The 14942-nt window shown below is 43.1% G+C and carries 30 protein-coding genes; all 30 read right to left on the bottom strand.

Annotated features, from left to right (window positions below):
- Positions 1-229 precede the first annotated feature (229 nt).
- Positions 230-799 (bottom strand): 50S ribosomal protein L17, encoded by a 570-nt coding sequence (rplQ, locus tag FN815_RS19300; RefSeq protein ID WP_142456357.1) that lies wholly within the window; start codon positions 797-799, stop codon positions 230-232.
- 18 nt (positions 800-817) lie between these two features.
- Positions 818-1789 (bottom strand): DNA-directed RNA polymerase subunit alpha, encoded by a 972-nt coding sequence (locus FN815_RS18665; RefSeq protein ID WP_142456356.1) that lies wholly within the window; start codon positions 1787-1789, stop codon positions 818-820.
- Between the two features lie 23 nt (positions 1790-1812).
- Complete coding sequence (rpsD, locus tag FN815_RS18660) at positions 1813-2418, bottom strand: 30S ribosomal protein S4 (RefSeq protein ID WP_142456355.1); 606 nt, start codon at positions 2416-2418, stop codon at positions 1813-1815.
- 18 nt (positions 2419-2436) lie between these two features.
- Positions 2437-2844: a 30S ribosomal protein S11 gene (gene rpsK / locus FN815_RS18655; protein ID WP_142456354.1), complete on the bottom strand. Its 408-nt coding sequence runs from the start codon at positions 2842-2844 to the stop codon at positions 2437-2439.
- A 20-nt stretch (positions 2845-2864) separates the two neighbouring features.
- Positions 2865-3242: a 30S ribosomal protein S13 gene (gene rpsM, locus FN815_RS18650; protein WP_142456353.1), complete on the bottom strand. Its 378-nt coding sequence runs from the start codon at positions 3240-3242 to the stop codon at positions 2865-2867.
- A gap of 20 nt (positions 3243-3262) precedes the next feature.
- Complete coding sequence (gene rpmJ, locus FN815_RS18645) at positions 3263-3379, bottom strand: 50S ribosomal protein L36 (protein ID WP_071594720.1); 117 nt, start codon at positions 3377-3379, stop codon at positions 3263-3265.
- Between the two features lie 11 nt (positions 3380-3390).
- Complete coding sequence (gene infA, locus FN815_RS18640) at positions 3391-3609, bottom strand: translation initiation factor IF-1 (RefSeq protein ID WP_103664582.1); 219 nt, start codon at positions 3607-3609, stop codon at positions 3391-3393.
- A complete protein-coding gene (gene map, locus FN815_RS18635) occupies positions 3602-4411 on the bottom strand; it encodes a type I methionyl aminopeptidase (RefSeq protein ID WP_142456352.1) in 810 nt (269 codons plus the stop codon). The genes infA and map overlap by 8 nt, the downstream gene beginning before the upstream one ends.
- A 6-nt stretch (positions 4412-4417) precedes the next feature.
- On the bottom strand, positions 4418-5731 hold the full coding sequence (secY, locus tag FN815_RS18630; RefSeq protein WP_142456351.1) for a preprotein translocase subunit SecY: 1314 nt from the start codon (positions 5729-5731) through the stop codon (positions 4418-4420).
- A gap of 14 nt (positions 5732-5745) precedes the next feature.
- A complete protein-coding gene (gene rplO, locus FN815_RS18625; protein WP_142456350.1) occupies positions 5746-6201 on the bottom strand; it encodes a 50S ribosomal protein L15 in 456 nt (151 codons plus the stop codon).
- Positions 6202-6219: 18 nt separating this feature from the next.
- Positions 6220-6744 carry a 30S ribosomal protein S5 gene (rpsE, locus tag FN815_RS18620; RefSeq protein WP_142456349.1) on the bottom strand — a complete coding sequence of 175 codons (525 nt, stop codon included), beginning with the start codon at positions 6742-6744 and terminating at the stop codon, positions 6220-6222.
- A gap of 17 nt (positions 6745-6761) precedes the next feature.
- The gene (gene rplR / locus FN815_RS18615) at positions 6762-7100 is read right to left on the bottom strand and encodes a 50S ribosomal protein L18 (protein WP_185957379.1); all 339 of its coding nucleotides are present in this window, start codon (positions 7098-7100) and stop codon (positions 6762-6764) included.
- A gap of 12 nt (positions 7101-7112) precedes the next feature.
- Positions 7113-7667 (bottom strand): 50S ribosomal protein L6, encoded by a 555-nt coding sequence (gene rplF / locus FN815_RS18610; protein WP_142456348.1) that lies wholly within the window; start codon positions 7665-7667, stop codon positions 7113-7115.
- A gap of 18 nt (positions 7668-7685) precedes the next feature.
- Positions 7686-8078, bottom strand: coding sequence for a 30S ribosomal protein S8 (gene rpsH / locus FN815_RS18605; RefSeq protein WP_142456347.1), 393 nt, complete (start codon positions 8076-8078; stop codon positions 7686-7688).
- 17 nt (positions 8079-8095) lie between these two features.
- Positions 8096-8365, bottom strand: coding sequence for a 30S ribosomal protein S14 (gene rpsN / locus FN815_RS18600; protein ID WP_142456346.1), 270 nt, complete (start codon positions 8363-8365; stop codon positions 8096-8098).
- Positions 8366-8378: 13 nt separating this feature from the next.
- Positions 8379-8930, bottom strand: coding sequence for a 50S ribosomal protein L5 (gene rplE, locus FN815_RS18595; protein WP_142456345.1), 552 nt, complete (start codon positions 8928-8930; stop codon positions 8379-8381).
- A gap of 15 nt (positions 8931-8945) precedes the next feature.
- Positions 8946-9299: a 50S ribosomal protein L24 gene (gene rplX / locus FN815_RS18590; protein WP_142456344.1), complete on the bottom strand. Its 354-nt coding sequence runs from the start codon at positions 9297-9299 to the stop codon at positions 8946-8948.
- 14 nt (positions 9300-9313) lie between these two features.
- Entirely contained in the window at positions 9314-9682 is a 369-nt protein-coding gene (rplN, locus tag FN815_RS18585) for a 50S ribosomal protein L14 (protein WP_142456343.1), read from the bottom strand.
- A gap of 24 nt (positions 9683-9706) precedes the next feature.
- The gene (rpsQ, locus tag FN815_RS18580; protein WP_142456342.1) at positions 9707-9970 is read right to left on the bottom strand and encodes a 30S ribosomal protein S17; all 264 of its coding nucleotides are present in this window, start codon (positions 9968-9970) and stop codon (positions 9707-9709) included.
- 19 nt (positions 9971-9989) lie between these two features.
- Positions 9990-10187: a 50S ribosomal protein L29 gene (gene rpmC, locus FN815_RS18575; protein ID WP_142456341.1), complete on the bottom strand. Its 198-nt coding sequence runs from the start codon at positions 10185-10187 to the stop codon at positions 9990-9992.
- Positions 10188-10189: 2 nt separating this feature from the next.
- Positions 10190-10612, bottom strand: a complete 423-nt coding sequence (gene rplP, locus FN815_RS18570; RefSeq protein ID WP_142456340.1) for a 50S ribosomal protein L16 — start codon at positions 10610-10612, stop codon at positions 10190-10192.
- A 9-nt stretch (positions 10613-10621) separates the two neighbouring features.
- Positions 10622-11377, bottom strand: coding sequence for a 30S ribosomal protein S3 (gene rpsC, locus FN815_RS18565; protein ID WP_142456339.1), 756 nt, complete (start codon positions 11375-11377; stop codon positions 10622-10624).
- Positions 11378-11389: 12 nt separating this feature from the next.
- Positions 11390-11767: a 50S ribosomal protein L22 gene (rplV, locus tag FN815_RS18560; protein ID WP_142456338.1), complete on the bottom strand. Its 378-nt coding sequence runs from the start codon at positions 11765-11767 to the stop codon at positions 11390-11392.
- Between the two features lie 19 nt (positions 11768-11786).
- Positions 11787-12068, bottom strand: coding sequence for a 30S ribosomal protein S19 (gene rpsS, locus FN815_RS18555; protein WP_142456337.1), 282 nt, complete (start codon positions 12066-12068; stop codon positions 11787-11789).
- A 10-nt stretch (positions 12069-12078) separates the two neighbouring features.
- A complete protein-coding gene (rplB, locus tag FN815_RS18550) occupies positions 12079-12912 on the bottom strand; it encodes a 50S ribosomal protein L2 (RefSeq protein WP_142456336.1) in 834 nt (277 codons plus the stop codon).
- 13 nt (positions 12913-12925) lie between these two features.
- The gene (rplW, locus tag FN815_RS18545; RefSeq protein WP_142456335.1) at positions 12926-13216 is read right to left on the bottom strand and encodes a 50S ribosomal protein L23; all 291 of its coding nucleotides are present in this window, start codon (positions 13214-13216) and stop codon (positions 12926-12928) included.
- A complete protein-coding gene (gene rplD, locus FN815_RS18540) occupies positions 13213-13863 on the bottom strand; it encodes a 50S ribosomal protein L4 (protein ID WP_142456334.1) in 651 nt (216 codons plus the stop codon). Before rplD ends, rplW begins: the two co-directional genes overlap by 4 nt.
- 2 nt (positions 13864-13865) lie before the next feature.
- On the bottom strand, positions 13866-14507 hold the full coding sequence (gene rplC, locus FN815_RS18535; RefSeq protein WP_142456333.1) for a 50S ribosomal protein L3: 642 nt from the start codon (positions 14505-14507) through the stop codon (positions 13866-13868).
- A gap of 16 nt (positions 14508-14523) precedes the next feature.
- Complete coding sequence (rpsJ, locus tag FN815_RS18530; RefSeq protein WP_018128596.1) at positions 14524-14835, bottom strand: 30S ribosomal protein S10; 312 nt, start codon at positions 14833-14835, stop codon at positions 14524-14526.
- A 10-nt stretch (positions 14836-14845) separates the two neighbouring features.
- On the bottom strand, positions 14846-14942 hold a 97-nt coding region (locus tag FN815_RS18525), incomplete at its 5' end, for an EF-Tu C-terminal domain-related protein (protein ID WP_142456330.1).

Here is a 14942-nt window from a genome sequence, read left to right as displayed (position 1 = left end):
TGGTCATTTTAAAATGCAAAAAATTTGCATCAAGAAATTGAACAAGCTCTCGCTCGCACAAACAATCTGATCTATACTTCAATATGTCTAAGAACTTTTCTGCCGTTGGAATCATTTCCGTGACAGATTCCAATGATAAGGACTTTTCTAGTCACTGCCAAATTTATTTCAAACTTTTTTGGAAAAAATTTCCAAACCCTGCTTATTTGGCGTCGCAGGGGCTTTTTACTTAGGAGTTTTTCTCCTCTTCAGAATTTTCTTCTGCTTTAGTTTCTTCAGATACGTCTTCACTGGTAGCTTCTTTTTGCTCAGCTACTTCAGTCTTGGATTCTCTCTCTCCTTTCTTTGTAGAAGGGGTTGAAGAAGTAGGGGTATTACTCTTACCCGCACGTCTGGTTCGTTTCTTACCAGATGATTTTGTAGTTCCTTCAGGCTTGATATCATTGTAATCAACCAGTTCCACTACAGCCATTTCCGCACCGTCACCTTTTCGTAATCCGGCTTTAATGATACGGGTATAGCCACCCGGGCGATCTTTACTTTTAGGCCCCACTTCTTCGAAGAGTTTACTCACGGCCTCTTTATTCTGTAAAGAAGAAAATACTTGCCGTCGATTGTGGTGGGTATCTTCTTTGGCTCTGGTAATTAATGGCTCTACAAAAACTCTTAATTCCTTAGCCTTTGCCAATGTCGTCATAATTCTATGCTCTTTAATGAGAGCCATAGAAAGTGACTGCAATGTTCGCTTACGGTGTGCAGCTGTTCTGCTTAATTTTCTACCTTTAACTCCGTGACGCATAATTCAATTCCTTTCTACTTAATCCAAATATTTAGATACATCCATTCCAAACTCCAGATTCTTCTCTTCAATCACTTCAACCAATTCGCTGAGTGATTTCTTACCGAAGTTTCTGAATTTCAGAAGATCTTGCTCATCGCGTGAAACCAGCTCACCAATTGTATTGATGTTAGCAGACTTCAGGCAGTTGTAAGCACGAACACTTAGGTTAAGATCTTCAATACTTGTACGGAGAAGGTTCGCTACGCGCTGTTTCTCTGCGTCAACTTCCTCTTCTTCCTGCGTGAATGGTTCTTCTATTTCTTCTGTGATAAATTTCTCGATATGCTCTTTTAGAATCTTACCTGCAATGGTAAGAGCCTCCTTAGCATTAACCGAGCCATCGGTATCAATATCCATAACCAACTTTTCATAGTCAGTACGTTGACCAACGCGAACGTTCTCAACATTGTATTTAACCGACTTTATAGGAGTAAAAATGGCATCGATGGGAATCAAATTCACATCCTCATCTTCAATATCCATTTCTTCTGCGGGCACATAACCGCGACCGCGACCAATTTTCAGTTCAATCTCTAACTCTGCATCGTCTGCAAGGTTAGCGATAACCAAATCAGGGTTCAAGACTTCATATTCTGCAGTAGCTTCATCAATATCGGCAGCAGTTAACTCACCGGCACCACTTTTAGAAATATGAATAACCCCAGAGCTTTGCTCAACCTGCTTGAAACGAACTTGCTTGAAGTTGAGAATGATTTCATACACATCCTCTTTAACTCCCTTAATGCTGGAGTACTCATGATCAACGCCATTAATTTTAACAGCAGTGATTGCAATTCCTGGTAAGGAAGAGAGTAGTACTCTACGGAAGGAATTACCAATAGTAACTCCAAACCCTCTCTCAAGTGGTTGCAGCACAAAGGTACCGAAGCTGTCTTTATCTTCGACAACATTCAGTGTTTCAGGCATTTGAATGCTATAGTTGCTCATAATAAGACTTGTACTTTAAAAAATTACTTAGAGTAAAGCTCAACAATTAGCTGAACATTAATATTTTCAGGTATTTCTTCCATTGTTGGAACGTATAACATTTTACCTGATCTTGACTTTGCATCTGTTTCTACCCATTTGTACTTATTACGGGAAGAGCCGGATAGCGAATCGTCAATTACCTCAAGGTTTCTTGACTTAGGCCGGATAGATACTACATCACCTGGACTAACATCAAAGGAAGGAATATTTACAATACCTCCATTTACCACAATATGTTTGTGGCTAACCAACTGACGAGCCTGACGACGTGTTCTTGCGAATCCCATACGGAATACCGTATTGTCGAGACGGCACTCAAGCGCTTGCAAAAGGTTTTCACCAGCTACACCACTTTTGGCTGAAGCTGCTTTAAACAAATTACGGAATTGCTTTTCCAGCAACCCATAGGTGTACTTAGCTTTCTGCTTTTCTTCCAGCTGAATTGCATATTCCGATTTACGATTGAACCTTGAACGCCCGTGTTGTCCCGGACCATAAGGCTTTCTTTCTAATGCCTTACTTGGCCCAAAAATGGGTTCCTTGAAACGTCTGGCTTTCTTCTGTTTGGGTCCTCTGTATCTTGCCATTTCTTAATCTACTTACTATTAAACTCTTCTTCGTTTGGGAGGGCGGCATCCGTTGTGGGGAAGCGGTGTACGGTCTTTAATAGCCGTAACTTCAAGTCCTGAGCTTGCCATACCACGTACGGCAGCCTCTCGGCCAGAGCCAGGCCCTTTTACAAATACTTCCACTTTTCTAAGCCCCATATCATGAGCTGTTTGAGCAGCCGTTTCGGCACTTAATTGTGCTGCATAAGGCGTATTTTTTCTGGATCCTTTAAAACCTTCTTTACCGGCTGATGACCAGGAAACTACATTCCCGTCAGCATCAGTAATCGTCACAATTACGTTGTTGAAGGTTGCCTTAACAAAGGCCATTCCATTAGGATCGCTCAGTTGTTTCTTTTTCTTGCGCTTTGCAGCTACAGATGCTTTTGGTTGTTTTTTAGCCATGAGTTATCTCAATTACTTGGTTACTTAACAGCTTTCTTTTTACCAGCCACCGTTTTCTTCTTCCCTTTACGGGTTCGGGCATTGGTTTGGGTACGTTGACCTCTCACCGGTAAACCGCGACGATGACGATTACCCCGGTAGCTACCGATCTCAATCAATCGGCGAATATCACTATTTACTTCGCTACGGAGGGCACCTTCCACCTTATATTCTTCATCAATTAACTGACGTAAGTCGCTTACTTGCTCATCACTCCAGTCACTTACTTTGATGTCAGGATCAATGCCTACGCGGTCAAGGATTTCAGCTGCCTTAGAGCGCCCAATCCCATAAATATACGTAAGGCTAATAACGCCTCGTTTTTGTTTGGGTAAATCAATTCCAGCAATACGTGCCATATAAGTACTTGTTTATGGTATTAGCCCTGACGCTGTTTATGGCGTGGGTTCTTCTTATTAATTACGTAAAGTCGTCCTTTACGGCGTACAATTTTGTCGTCTGAACTTCTTTTCTTTACTGATGATCGTGTCTTCATGACAACCTCTTTTATTTATATCTATAAGTTATTCTTCCTTTAGTGAGATCATAGGGAGACATTTCTACTGCTACCCTATCACCTGGGAGAATTTTTATATAGTACATCCGCATTTTACCAGACACGTGAGCCAGTATTTCATGGCCGTTATCCAATTCCACACGGAATTGTGCATTCGGTAATGCTTCTATTATTTCTCCATCTTGTTTTATCGGCTCTTGTTTAGCCATAATACAATATGTTTTCTTTTTTGTCCGAGAGCTCAGCAATATAATCAAAAGTACTGAGAATTTCAGCTTTTCCTTCACGAATTACAATATCGTGTTCGTAATGGGCTGCTAAGCTCTTGTCGGCTGTTATTACAGTCCAGCCATCGTTCAATGTTTTCGTTTTCCAGGAACCCATTGTGATCATGGGTTCAACAGCAAGCGTCATTCCTGTGCGGAGACGCTCACCTTTTCCTTTACGTCCAAAATTTGGGACAGATGGATCTTCATGCATGGATTTTCCAATACCATGTCCCACCAATTCCCGAACCACGCCATAACCGCTATCTTCACAGTGTGTTTGTACAGCGTTGGCAATATCGCCTATTCTGTTACCGTGAACGGCCTGCTCGATTCCTTTATACAAGGATTCTAACGTAGTTCTCAATAAATTCAATTTCTCGTCACTGCATTCTCCCACAGCAAATGTGTAGGCGTGATCTCCGAAGTATCCGTTTTTTTCAACACCGCAGTCTACAGATACTATGTCACCTTCTTTTAATTCCCTTTTACCGGGGATGCCATGTACAACCTCTTCATTCACAGAGATACACAACGTGGCAGGAAATTCACTGCCTTTTGGTCCGTACCCTTTAAAAGCGGGACGCCCCTTTTCTTTAGCAATATATTCTTCAGCAATTCTGTCAAGCTCTCCGGTTTGTACACCTGGCTCGATGTGTTTTCCAACTTCGGCCAGTGTTCTGGAGACAATCAGCGCACTTTCGCGCATCTTGTCTATTTCGGATTCACTTTTCAGATAAATCATTACTGATTAAGCCCTGCGGCGACCTTTAATTCTACCCGTTTTCATAAAGCCATCGTAATGACGCATCATTAAGTGGCTTTCAATTTGCTGGAGTGTATCCAATGCCACACCAACAATAATCAACAAACTTGTACCTCCGTAAAAGAGGGCAAAGCCGGGAGTTACTCCAAATAATCCAACTGCGATTGCAGGCAAAATTGCTACAAAAGAGAGGAAGATAGAACCCGGCAGGGTAATCTTGGTCAAAATGTTATCAATAAATTCTACGGTTTGCTTACCAGGACGAACACCCGGGATAAAACCACCTTGTCGCTTCATGGTATCGGCCATCTCTTTTGGATTGATGGCGATAGCGGTATAGAAGAAGGTGAAGAACATACACACAAAGAAAAATACAATTGAGTATGTAACACCGGTGAAATCAACCGACCACTGCGTCAAAAATTGCACCGTTTCATTTTCAGGGAAGAAAGACCCGATGGTGCTTGGAATAAACATGATTGACTGTGCAAAGATAATGGGCATAACACCAGCAGCGTTCACTCGAAGTGGCAAGTACTGTGTCGTTCCACCATATACTTTACGTCCAACCACTCGTTTTGCATACTGTACAGGAATTTTACGTGTTCCTTGTGTAAGCATTACAACAGCCGCAATCACTAGTATCAACGCAGCCACCTCAATAATTACAAGGATAGCATTCGCCTTAGTAGTTACCTCATTATAAAAGTTAGCAGGTAAAGCAGCAATAATACCGATCATAATGATCAATGAGATACCGTTACCGATTCCACGTTCACTAATACGCTCACCCAGCCACATTACAAATACGGTACCGGCTGTAAGCACAATCATGGAAGTAATCACAAAGAAAACTTCATTTACTACAATAGCCTGTGGAGCTGTTGACATCAGGTTTATCGAGAAACCAATAGCCTGTACAGCGGTAATACCTACTGTACCATAACGTGTTAAACGGGTAATCTTACGCCTGCCTTCTTCCCCTTCTCGCTGAAGTTTTTGGAAGTAAGGCACTACTGCCCCCATCAACTGAATGATAATAGCAGCCGTAATGTAGGGCATGATACCCAAGGCGAAAACACCGGCCCTGGAAAAAGCCCCTCCTACAAACAAATCAAACAGTCCCAATAAGCTGTCAGCAGCATTACCGGTGTTGTTGATTAATTGATTTGCATCTACACCAGGCAGGGTAATATAACTACCCACCCTATAGACCATTAAGATTCCAACCGTATAAAGAATACGATTCTTAAGATCTTCGATTTTAAATATGTTGCGGAAGTTTTCTATCAGACCCATTCGCCGTCTTTATCTTAGTTTTGCACTAATGTTAATGACCCACCTGCATTCTCTACCTTTTCTTTGGCAGATTCGCTGGTAGCGTGTACTTCAATGTCGATTTTTTTATCGATTTCACCACGACCAAGCAGTTTAACTTCGTCTTTGTCGCTCGCTAAACCAGCTTCAATGAGGTTATTGAGCGTGATAGTGGTATCCAGTTTTCCGGCTTCAATAAATTCAGCAATCGTGTGTACGTTAATAGTACGGTACTCTTTACGATTGATGTTTCTAAAGCCAAATTTTGGCAGACGTCGTTGCAATGGCATTTGTCCACCTTCGAACCAAGCGCGTTGCTTGTGCCCTGAGCGAGACTTTTGCCCGTTGTGTCCGCGGCCTGATTGCTCACCACGTCCGGAACCTTGTCCTCGACCAACTCTTTTGGCATTCTTTTGATTCGGAACGGGTGCTTTTAAATTGCTTAAATCCATCGTCAATTCCTTTAGATATTATCCTTCAAATACTTTGTTAAGTGAAATACCACGACGCTGTGCAACTTCAACCGGATCGGTTAGTTCTTTCAGCGCAGTAAATGCGGCTTTCACCATGTTGTGGGGATTGGAAGATCCCTGAGATTTGGACAGGATATTGTGAACACCTGCAACATCAAGCAGCGCTTTAACAGCACCACCTGCAATTACTCCTGTACCTTCGGCAGCGGGGCGCAGTAACACTTTACCGGCACCGGCTTTACCTACAATCGGATGGTAAATACTCTTGGTTTTGGTAAGAGGTACGCGGATCAGATTCTTTTTGGCGTTATCGAATCCTTTTTGAATAGCATCCGAAACTTCATTGGCCTTTCCAAGTCCATGGCCAACTACACCTTCTCCATCACCTACTACAACGATGGCGTTGAAGCTGAAACGGCGTCCACCTTTTACTACTTTAGCTACACGGTTTACGTGAACCAGTTTTTCTTCCAGGTTCAGGTTAGCGGCAGGTATAGATTGTTTGCGTCTTATTTTAGGCATTGTTTATCCCAGTTCAATTAAAAGTCTAATCCACCATCGCGAGCGCCATCAGCGGCGGCCTTCACGATACCGTGGTATTTATAACCGCTTCGGTCAAATACCACTTTGTTAATTCCTTTGTCTTGAGCGAGCTTCGCAAGTTCGCTTCCGGCTTCTTTGGCATTTTCTACACCGGTATCGGTTTTGTAAGCGGCAATAGTTGCTCCTGCTAAATCATCAACTAACTGCAGGTAGGTATATTTATTGCTCTTGAAAATGCTGAGCCTAGGGCGATCGGACGTACCTTTGATAGTAGACCGGATACGCTTGCGGATCTTGGTTCGTCGCTCGGTTTTTTTAATGTTCTTATTGCTCATTGTTCAAATCCTTTATTTAGCAGCTGATTTACCGGCTTTACGTCTGATTTGTTCACCCAGGTATCTAATCCCTTTACCTTTATACGGCTCTGGCTTACGGAAAGAACGGATTTTGGCGGCAATCTGCCCAACCATTTCCTTATCAACACCAGAGATGATAAGAATAGGATTCTTACCGGACTTAGTGTCTACTTCCATATTGATACCTTCCGGCGGTACAAAGAAAATAGGGTGAGAATAACCCAGGTTGAGTTCCAATACATCGCCATTCATAGCGGCGCGGAAACCAACACCAATAATCTCCAGTTTCTTTGTGTAACCTTCAGTAACTCCTACTACGGCGTTGTTAATCAACGACCGGAACAGACCGTGTAATGCACGTTGTTCTTTAAGGTCAGAGCTTCTTTTAATGACGAGTTCATCTTCGCCTTTTTCAACGGTTATATCCGGGTGAATCCGAAGGGTATTCGTTCCCTTCTCACCTTTGAAAGTTGCAACATTGTCAGCATTGATGCTGAACTCAACTTTGTCAGATATAGGTACCGGTAGATTTCCAATTCGAGACATAGTTCAAAAAAACTTTATTTAGTAAATGGTGCACAAAATCTCGCCGCCTACATTCAGCTTGCGAGCTTCTTTATCGGTCATTACACCTTTTGATGTTGAAAGAATCACAATACCAAGGCCGTTCTGTGAACGCGGAACACTATTTCCACCTTCGTAAACGCGCAGACCTGGTTTTGAAAGTCTTTGCATTTTTCGGATTACAGGGTGTCCGTATGAATCGTATTTCAGAAACAAACGGAGAATGCCCTGCTTCTCATCTTCAATATCAATGAATTTTGAGATATACCCTTTGTCTGCCAGAATCTTAGTCATGGCACGCTTCAACTTAGAAGCGGGGATATCTACTCGTCTATGCCCGGCTCGTTGGGCATTTCTAATTCTTGTCAAATAATCTGCAATAGGATCAGTCATCGATTCCTTAGTTAGTTTTACCAGCTTGCTTTACGTACACCTGGAATCTTACCAGCAAGGGCAAGCTCCCGGAATTTGATACGGGATATTCCATATTTGCCTACATACCCACGGCTTCTGCCCGTGATATTGCAACGATTGCGAACCCGAGTAGGGCTGGCATCGCGTGGTAGCTTTTGCAGGCCTTCGTAGTCGCCGGCTTCTTTAAGCTTGCGGCGCTTCTCGGCGTACTTTTCTACTGTTTCTTTTCTTTTCTTGTTGCGTGCTATCCATGCTTTCTTAGCCATAATAGAATATCTCTTAGTTTCTTGTTTTGAATGGCATTCCAAAGTGCTTAAGCAAAGCGTAAGATTCTGCGTCACTTTCAGCAGTTGTTACAAACGTAATATCCAGCCCGTGTACTTTATTCACTTTATCAGTGTCAATTTCGGGAAAGATAGTATGTTCTTTGATACCCAAGGTATAGTTTCCACGGCCATCAAAACTTTTGTCAGGTACGCCCTGGAAGTCACGTGTTCTGGGCAATGCCAGATTTACCAGACGATCCAGAAATTCGTACATGATACGCTTGCGAAGGGTTACTTTACAGCCAATTGGCATACCTTCTCTAAGCTTAAAATTCGATATTGATTTTTTTGCCTTTGTGGTAACAGGCATTTGGCCGGTTATGGCGGCCACGTTATCTACAACTGTATCAAGTACTTTCTTATCAGTTATAGCATCACCTACGCCTACATTAACCACTATTTTAGAGAGTTTGGGTATAGCCATTTCATTGTCATACTCAAACTCTTCGCGAAGCTTTTCGCGAATTTCTTCCTTGTACTGTGTGTATAATCTTGCTTCAGCCATTGCTTATTTTCTGCGTTATTTATCCAACATTTCGCCACTGGTCTTGGCATAGCGAACCCAACGGCCTTTACCGTCTTCTTCAATTCGCTTTCGGCCAACACGGGTAGGTTCATCTGTTGTAGGATCAATCACCATCACATTAGAAATGTGAATAGATGCTTCCTTTTTCAAACGCCCACCTTGTGGGTTATCCTGGGTTGGCTTTTCATGATGGGTTCTCATGTTGATTCCCTCAACGAGCACTCGCTCTTTCTTAGGGAAAACCATCAATACACGGCCTCTTTTACCTTTATCGTTACCGGCAATAACCAAAACGTCATCGCCTTTCTTAACATGTAATTTCTTTTGCTTATTGAACCTGCGTGGCATACTCTAATCCTTTTTTAAAGTACTTCCGGTGCAAGCGACACGATTCTCATGAAGCTTCTTTCACGAAGTTCTCTGGCCACTGGGCCAAAAATACGTGTACCTACCGGTTCTTGATCTTTGTTAATAATTACCGCAGCGTTTTCATCAAATCGGATGTAACTGCCATCTTTTCTGCGGAATTCTTTTTTAGTGCGAACAATCACAGCTTTTACAACATCACCTTTTTTAACGTTGCCGCCGGGTATCGCAGTTTTTACAGATGCAGAAATCAAGTCGCCTACACGTGCGTATCGCCGCCGGGAATCTCCCAGCACCTTGATACACATCAATTTACGGGCGCCACTGTTATCTGCTACATTTAATGTCGTATTCGTTTGAACCATCGCTAATTCCTAATGCTCTATTCGTTACTTAGCTTTTTCGACGATTTCTACCAATCGCCATGATTTACGCTTTGATAGTGGACGGGTTGACATAATTTGAACCGTGTCACCAATATTGGCTTCATTGTTCTCATCGTGCGCCATATACTTCGTGGTTTTGGTAATATACTTTCCATAAATGGAATGTTTTACCTGACGATCAACCGCTACAGTAATACTCTTATCCATACGGTTGCTAACCACACGTCCAATTCGTTCTCGTCTTCGGGCTCTTTCTGTTTGTGCCATAATTTAAATTCCTTATTCCTTATTCAGCGCTGCTTTTTTCCTTGATAACGGTTTCCAGCCGGGCTACTTCTCGCCGGTGGTTTTTCAGCCGGGCAGGGTTTTCAAGCTGCCCCGTAACTGATTTCGAAAACCGAAGGTTTTGCAGTACTTCACGCTCATCATTCAAACGAGCCTTTAATTCAGTAAGTGTTAAATCTCTTAATTCGTGCGCTTTCATCGTTAGTCTCCCTGGTAGTCGCGGCGTACCACAAATTTTGTTTTAATAGGTAATTTGTGAGATGCACGTCTTAAAGCTTCTCGTGCTCTGTCTTCAGAAACACCGGCAATCTCAAACAAAATTCGTCCGGGTTTAACAACAGCTACCCAGTGGTCAAGAGCACCCTTACCTTTACCCATTCGGGTTTCAGCAGGTTTGCTGGTCATTGGGCGGTCCGGGAAAATCCGGATAAAAGTCTGTCCATCACGTTGCAACGAGCGTGCAATAGCAATACGGCAGGCTTCAAGCTGTCGGGAGGTAATAAACTTAGGCTCCAGCGCTTTCAGTGCAAAATCACCAAAGTTAATAATGTGACCACGCTGTGCATTGCCTTTAAGCTTATCGCGATGAACGCGGCGTCTCTGAACTCGTTTTGGTTCTAACATCGTTTCTTATTAACTGTTTTTATTAGATCGATTTCTGTTTCTGCTGCGGCGTCGGCTTCTTCGGCCTTTATCGTCTCCGCCACGTCGCTTACCTCGGTCCGAATCTTTCTGAGACTGGGTACCCGGTGTAAGATCTACATCTCCAATAATCTCACCTTTATAAATCCAAACGGTAACTCCAATAGAACCGTAAATGGTGTTGGATGTAGACTTTGCGTAATCAATATCAGCACGGAGTGTATGCAAAGGCACCTGGCCTTCTTTATACTGCTCGGTTCGGGCCATTTCAGCACCGCCAAGTCGTCCCGCACAGCGAACTTTTATTCCTTTGGCTCCCATGCGCATTGCAGAGGAGATCGCTGTTTTCATTGCTCTACGGAATGAAACACGAGCTTGTAACTGCTGAGCGATATTTTGAGCAACCAGGCTGGCATCCAGCTCAGGGCGCTTAATTTCGCTGACGTTAATCTGTACTTCTTTACTGGTAATCTTTTTAAGCTCCTCTCTAAGCAATTCAATTTGCTCACCACCTTTACCGATGATAACACCGGGGCGGCTTGTTCTGAGGGTAAGCAGTATACGCTTTGGAGTACGTTCGATAATTACATTTGAAAGGCCACCATTTCGGAGCCTTGTATGCAAATACTCGCGCAATTTCTCGTCTTCAACGATGAGAGTTGGCTGATTTTCTTCAGAAAACCAGTTGGATTCCCATCCGCGAATAATGCCTAATCTAAAACCAGTTGGATTTGTTTTTTGTCCCAAGGTATTGTTCGTTTATTCGTTTACACTTTCTTGATCACGCTTTGCCACAAGCACAGTGATATGGCAGGAACGTTTGTTAATTCGATGCGCTCTTCCCTGCGGTGCAGGCTGAATACGCTTCAGCGTCACGCCTTCGTCTACATAAATTTCCTTTATGTATAAATCTTCGTTATCAAAACGCTCTTCCTGAAATTTATCGCGTAAGTTAGCTGCGGCAGACTTTATCACTTTCAATACATCTTCAGCAGATGCTTTGTTGGTGAATTCAAGACGCTTTAAAGCCTTTTCTACGCTTTCACCACGTACAGCATCAGCAACCAGGCGTACCTTACGAGGTGCCTTCCGCAAATGCTTTTGTACTGCGCGTGCTTCTAATACTGGAGTATCCATCTATATTCTGATTGTTTATTTATTTTGCTTTTGCTGCTGCTTTCTTCACGGGGTGGCCACGGAATGTTCGTGTAGGTGCAAATTCACCTAACTTGTGGCCAACCATGTTTTCAGTAATAAAAACAGGTATAAATTGTTTCCCGTTATGTACTGCAAGCGTTAGCCCCAGGAAGTCCGGAGTGATCATGGAACTGCGTGACCAGGTCTTAATCACTTTTTTGCTTCCGCTTTCATTGGCTTCATCGATTTTACGCTGAAGCTTGTAGTAAACAAAGGGCCCTTTTTTCAGTGAGCGTGGCATACGTTAATACTTATTTTTTCTTAGTTTTTCTTCTTCTTACGATATACTTGGAAGACAGCTTGTTTTTGTTACGTGTCTTCTTACCCTTAGCGGATTGTCCCCATGGGGAACGCGGGTGACCTCCAGAGGCCTTCCCTTCACCACCACCCATTGGGTGATCTACCGGGTTCATCGCAACACCACGTGTTTGTGGTCGAATACCTTTCCAGCGGCTACGTCCTGCTTTTGCAATCGTAGTGTTCATGTGGTCAGGATTACTGGTTTCACCCACGGTTGCGTAGCAAGAGCCAAGTATCAACCGAACTTCACCAGATGGAAGTTTGATACTTACATATTTGCCTTGCTTACCAAGCAACTGGGCACCGGTGCCGGCACTACGGCAAAGTGTTCCACCTTTACCTGGGTGCAGTTCAATATTGTGAATAAAAGTACCCGGAGGCATTTTAATCATTGGCAATGCATTTCCTAAATCAGGTGCTGCATTTTCCCCGGATATAATAGTATCACCCACTTGCAATTTATTAGGTGCCAGGATGTAACGGCGTTCACCGTCAGCATAGGCTACCAGTGCAATACGGGCAGATCGGTTAGGATCGTACTCGATAGTCTGCACTTTTGCAGGGATATCGTATTTATTCCGTTTGAAATCAATAATTCGGTAACGGCGTTTGTGCCCTCCGCCTCTGTGGCGAGAAGTAATACGGCCGTTTCTGTTTCGTCCACCAGAATTATGCTTACCAGCCAATAAAGACTTCAGTGGTTTATCGGTAGTAATCTCATCAAACACGGGAGCAATCCGGTGTCTGGTTCCTGGTGTAATTGGTTTTAATTTCTTAGTAGGCATTATTCTCTATTCCTTAAATTTCAGCAAAGAAATCAATTTCGCCTTCTTTGATAGTTACAATGGCTTTTTTCCAAAGTTTGGTTCTGCCACCCTGGTATCCACTGCGGGTGTAGCGTCCTTTTGGTTTGGAAGGCATAATTGCCGTGTTCACTTTAGCCACTTTTACTCCTGGATAAGTAGCTTCAACAGCTTTCTTTATCTCAGGTTTGGTTGCATTCAAGTCAACCTCAAAGGTGTACTTGTCAGCTTCTTCTTGAAGCCGACTCATTTTCTCCGTAATAACTGGTTTCTTTATAACACTCATGCTGCAGCCTCTTCTGTTTTGCCTTCAATTGTGTTCTCTAACACCGGGATTGCGCTTTCCTGGAAAATTACTACATCAGCATTCATAATCTGATAAGTAGTTGGCTTGTTGCTTTCCAATACTTCTACACCCGGAATGTTTCTGGCTGACTTGTATACATTCAATACAGTTTCAGCAGTCAAAATCAGTGCTTTTTTACCAGAAACGTTTAATGCTTCAAGCAGATCAACTACTTTTGAAGTTTTAGGGGCGTCAAAATCAAAATCCTCTACAACAAAAAGAGCATCATCAGAAGCCTTTAGAGACCAGGCTGACTTACGAGCCAGACGCTTGGTTTTTTTGTTCAGCTTAAAGCTGTAATCTCTTGGTTTCGGACCAAATACAGTACCACCCTTTCTCAACAAAGGAGATTTGATATCTCCACGGCGGGCATTACCGGTACCTTTCTGGCGATAAAGCTTACGGGTACTCCCGGTTACTTCACCACGTTCTTTGGTTTTAGCAGTACCCTGTCGTCTGTTTGCCATATGACGGCGAACATCTTCGTAAAGCACCACTTCATTGGGCTCAATCGCAAAAATAGCGTCGCTCAGCTCGGCTGTTTTGCTGCTTTTTGATCCGTCTATTTTATAAATATCTAATTTCATAACTAATTGGTAACAGACGTTTTATTATGAATTTCTACGTAGCGGCCTTTGGGACCAGGAATGGAACCGGTAACCAGCATTACGTTTGAGTCTTCCAGAATCTTGGCAACACTCAGGTTTTTAACTTTAACCCGTTCGTTACCAGATTGTCCGGCCATACGCATTCCCTTAAATACCTTAGAAGGGTCAGACGCATTACCAATAGCACCAGGTGCTCTCAATCGGTTATGCTGTCCGTGCGTTGCGTCTCCAACACCACTAAAATTGTGGCGCTTGATAACACCGGCAAAACCGCGACCTTTAGAAGTTCCTACTACATCAACTACATCACCTACAGTGAATACGTCGCTGATTTTAAGCTCATCACCCACGGTGAGACCTTCAGGAACAAAGTCACGAAACTCAACCACTTGATACTTGGGGCTAACTCCGGCTTTGTCAAAATGTCCTTTTACAGCATTGCTAACGTTTTTCGCTTTTCGGTCGAAAGCAGCAAGCTGAACGGCGGTATATCCGTCCGTTTCTTCAGTTTTAATCTGGGTAATGGCACAAGGTTCAATTTCAATAACGGTAACCGGAATATTTCGGCCCACGTTATCAAACACGCTTGTCATCCCAACTTTTTTTCCAATCAAACCACTCATCGTGTTCTGGTCCTTTCTATACTTTAATTTCTACGTCTACACCGGAAGGTAATTCCAGCTTCATCAGTGCATCAACGGTTTGTGAGCCTGTAGAAAGAATATCAATCAGTCGCTTGTGAGAGCGATACTCAAACTGCTCTCGCGATTTCTTGTCCACAAATACAGACTTGTTTACCGTGATAATGCTTTTTCGGGTGGGTAGCGGGATAGGACCCGAAACTACCGCACCAGTTGATTTCACAGTCTGAATAATTTTTTCAGCTGATTTATCGATCAGGTTATGATCGTATGACTTTAATTTGATTCTGATTTTTTGTTGTGTTGCCACGATCAGATCCTCAGTCTAAGATTTTACTTACAACTCCGGCACCAACAGTACGTCCGCCTTCGCGAATCGCAAACCGCAGGCCTTCTTCCATGGCTACCGGCTGAATC

It is taken from the genome of Gracilimonas mengyeensis (assembly GCF_900182705.1).
GTDB lineage: Bacteria > Bacteroidota > Rhodothermia > Balneolales > Balneolaceae > Gracilimonas > Gracilimonas mengyeensis.
The sequence above is the reverse complement of the archived record's forward strand: the minus strand, read 5'-3'. Positions and strand labels throughout refer to the sequence as shown.

Excerpts from the sequence above, each read along its gene's own strand:
- rpsQ (WP_142456342.1), bottom strand. The coding sequence starts at position 9,970 with ATGGCACAAACAGAAAGAGCCCGAAGACGAGAACGAATTGGACGTGTG.
- rpsN (WP_142456346.1), bottom strand. The coding sequence starts at position 8,365 with ATGGCTAAGAAAGCATGGATAGCACGCAACAAGAAAAGAAAAGAAACA.
- rplQ (WP_142456357.1), bottom strand. The coding sequence starts at position 799 with ATGCGTCACGGAGTTAAAGGTAGAAAATTAAGCAGAACAGCTGCACAC.
- rpsE (WP_142456349.1), bottom strand. The coding sequence starts at position 6,744 with ATGCCTAAAATAAGACGCAAACAATCTATACCTGCCGCTAACCTGAAC.
- rplD (WP_142456334.1), bottom strand. The coding sequence starts at position 13,863 with ATGAAATTAGATATTTATAAAATAGACGGATCAAAAAGCAGCAAAACA.
- rpsD (WP_142456355.1), bottom strand. The coding sequence starts at position 2,418 with ATGGCAAGATACAGAGGACCCAAACAGAAGAAAGCCAGACGTTTCAAG.
- rplF (WP_142456348.1), bottom strand. The coding sequence starts at position 7,667 with ATGTCTCGAATTGGAAATCTACCGGTACCTATATCTGACAAAGTTGAG.
- infA (WP_103664582.1), bottom strand. The coding sequence starts at position 3,609 with ATGGCTAAACAAGAGCCGATAAAACAAGATGGAGAAATAATAGAAGCA.
- rplV (WP_142456338.1), bottom strand. The coding sequence starts at position 11,767 with ATGGATACTCCAGTATTAGAAGCACGCGCAGTACAAAAGCATTTGCGG.
- rpsH (WP_142456347.1), bottom strand. The coding sequence starts at position 8,078 with ATGACTGATCCTATTGCAGATTATTTGACAAGAATTAGAAATGCCCAA.
- map (WP_142456352.1), bottom strand. The coding sequence starts at position 4,411 with ATGATTTATCTGAAAAGTGAATCCGAAATAGACAAGATGCGCGAAAGT.
- rplC (WP_142456333.1), bottom strand. The coding sequence starts at position 14,507 with ATGAGTGGTTTGATTGGAAAAAAAGTTGGGATGACAAGCGTGTTTGAT.
- rplO (WP_142456350.1), bottom strand. The coding sequence starts at position 6,201 with ATGGATTTAAGCAATTTAAAAGCACCCGTTCCGAATCAAAAGAATGCC.
- FN815_RS18665 (WP_142456356.1), bottom strand. The coding sequence starts at position 1,789 with ATGAGCAACTATAGCATTCAAATGCCTGAAACACTGAATGTTGTCGAA.
- rplB (WP_142456336.1), bottom strand. The coding sequence starts at position 12,912 with ATGCCTACTAAGAAATTAAAACCAATTACACCAGGAACCAGACACCGG.
- rplE (WP_142456345.1), bottom strand. The coding sequence starts at position 8,930 with ATGGCTGAAGCAAGATTATACACACAGTACAAGGAAGAAATTCGCGAA.
- rplX (WP_142456344.1), bottom strand. The coding sequence starts at position 9,299 with ATGCCACGCAGGTTCAATAAGCAAAAGAAATTACATGTTAAGAAAGGC.
- rplN (WP_142456343.1), bottom strand. The coding sequence starts at position 9,682 with ATGGTTCAAACGAATACGACATTAAATGTAGCAGATAACAGTGGCGCC.
- rplR (WP_185957379.1), bottom strand. The coding sequence starts at position 7,100 with ATGAGCAATAAGAACATTAAAAAAACCGAGCGACGAACCAAGATCCGC.
- secY (WP_142456351.1), bottom strand. The coding sequence starts at position 5,731 with ATGGGTCTGATAGAAAACTTCCGCAACATATTTAAAATCGAAGATCTT.
- rpmJ (WP_071594720.1), bottom strand. The coding sequence starts at position 3,379 with ATGAAGACACGATCATCAGTAAAGAAAAGAAGTTCAGACGACAAAATT.
- rplW (WP_142456335.1), bottom strand. The coding sequence starts at position 13,216 with ATGAGTGTTATAAAGAAACCAGTTATTACGGAGAAAATGAGTCGGCTT.
- rpsK (WP_142456354.1), bottom strand. The coding sequence starts at position 2,844 with ATGGCTAAAAAACAACCAAAAGCATCTGTAGCTGCAAAGCGCAAGAAA.
- rpsM (WP_142456353.1), bottom strand. The coding sequence starts at position 3,242 with ATGGCACGTATTGCTGGAATTGATTTACCCAAACAAAAACGAGGCGTT.
- rpmC (WP_142456341.1), bottom strand. The coding sequence starts at position 10,187 with ATGAAAGCGCACGAATTAAGAGATTTAACACTTACTGAATTAAAGGCT.
- rplP (WP_142456340.1), bottom strand. The coding sequence starts at position 10,612 with ATGTTAGAACCAAAACGAGTTCAGAGACGCCGCGTTCATCGCGATAAG.
- rpsS (WP_142456337.1), bottom strand. The coding sequence starts at position 12,068 with ATGCCACGCTCACTGAAAAAAGGGCCCTTTGTTTACTACAAGCTTCAG.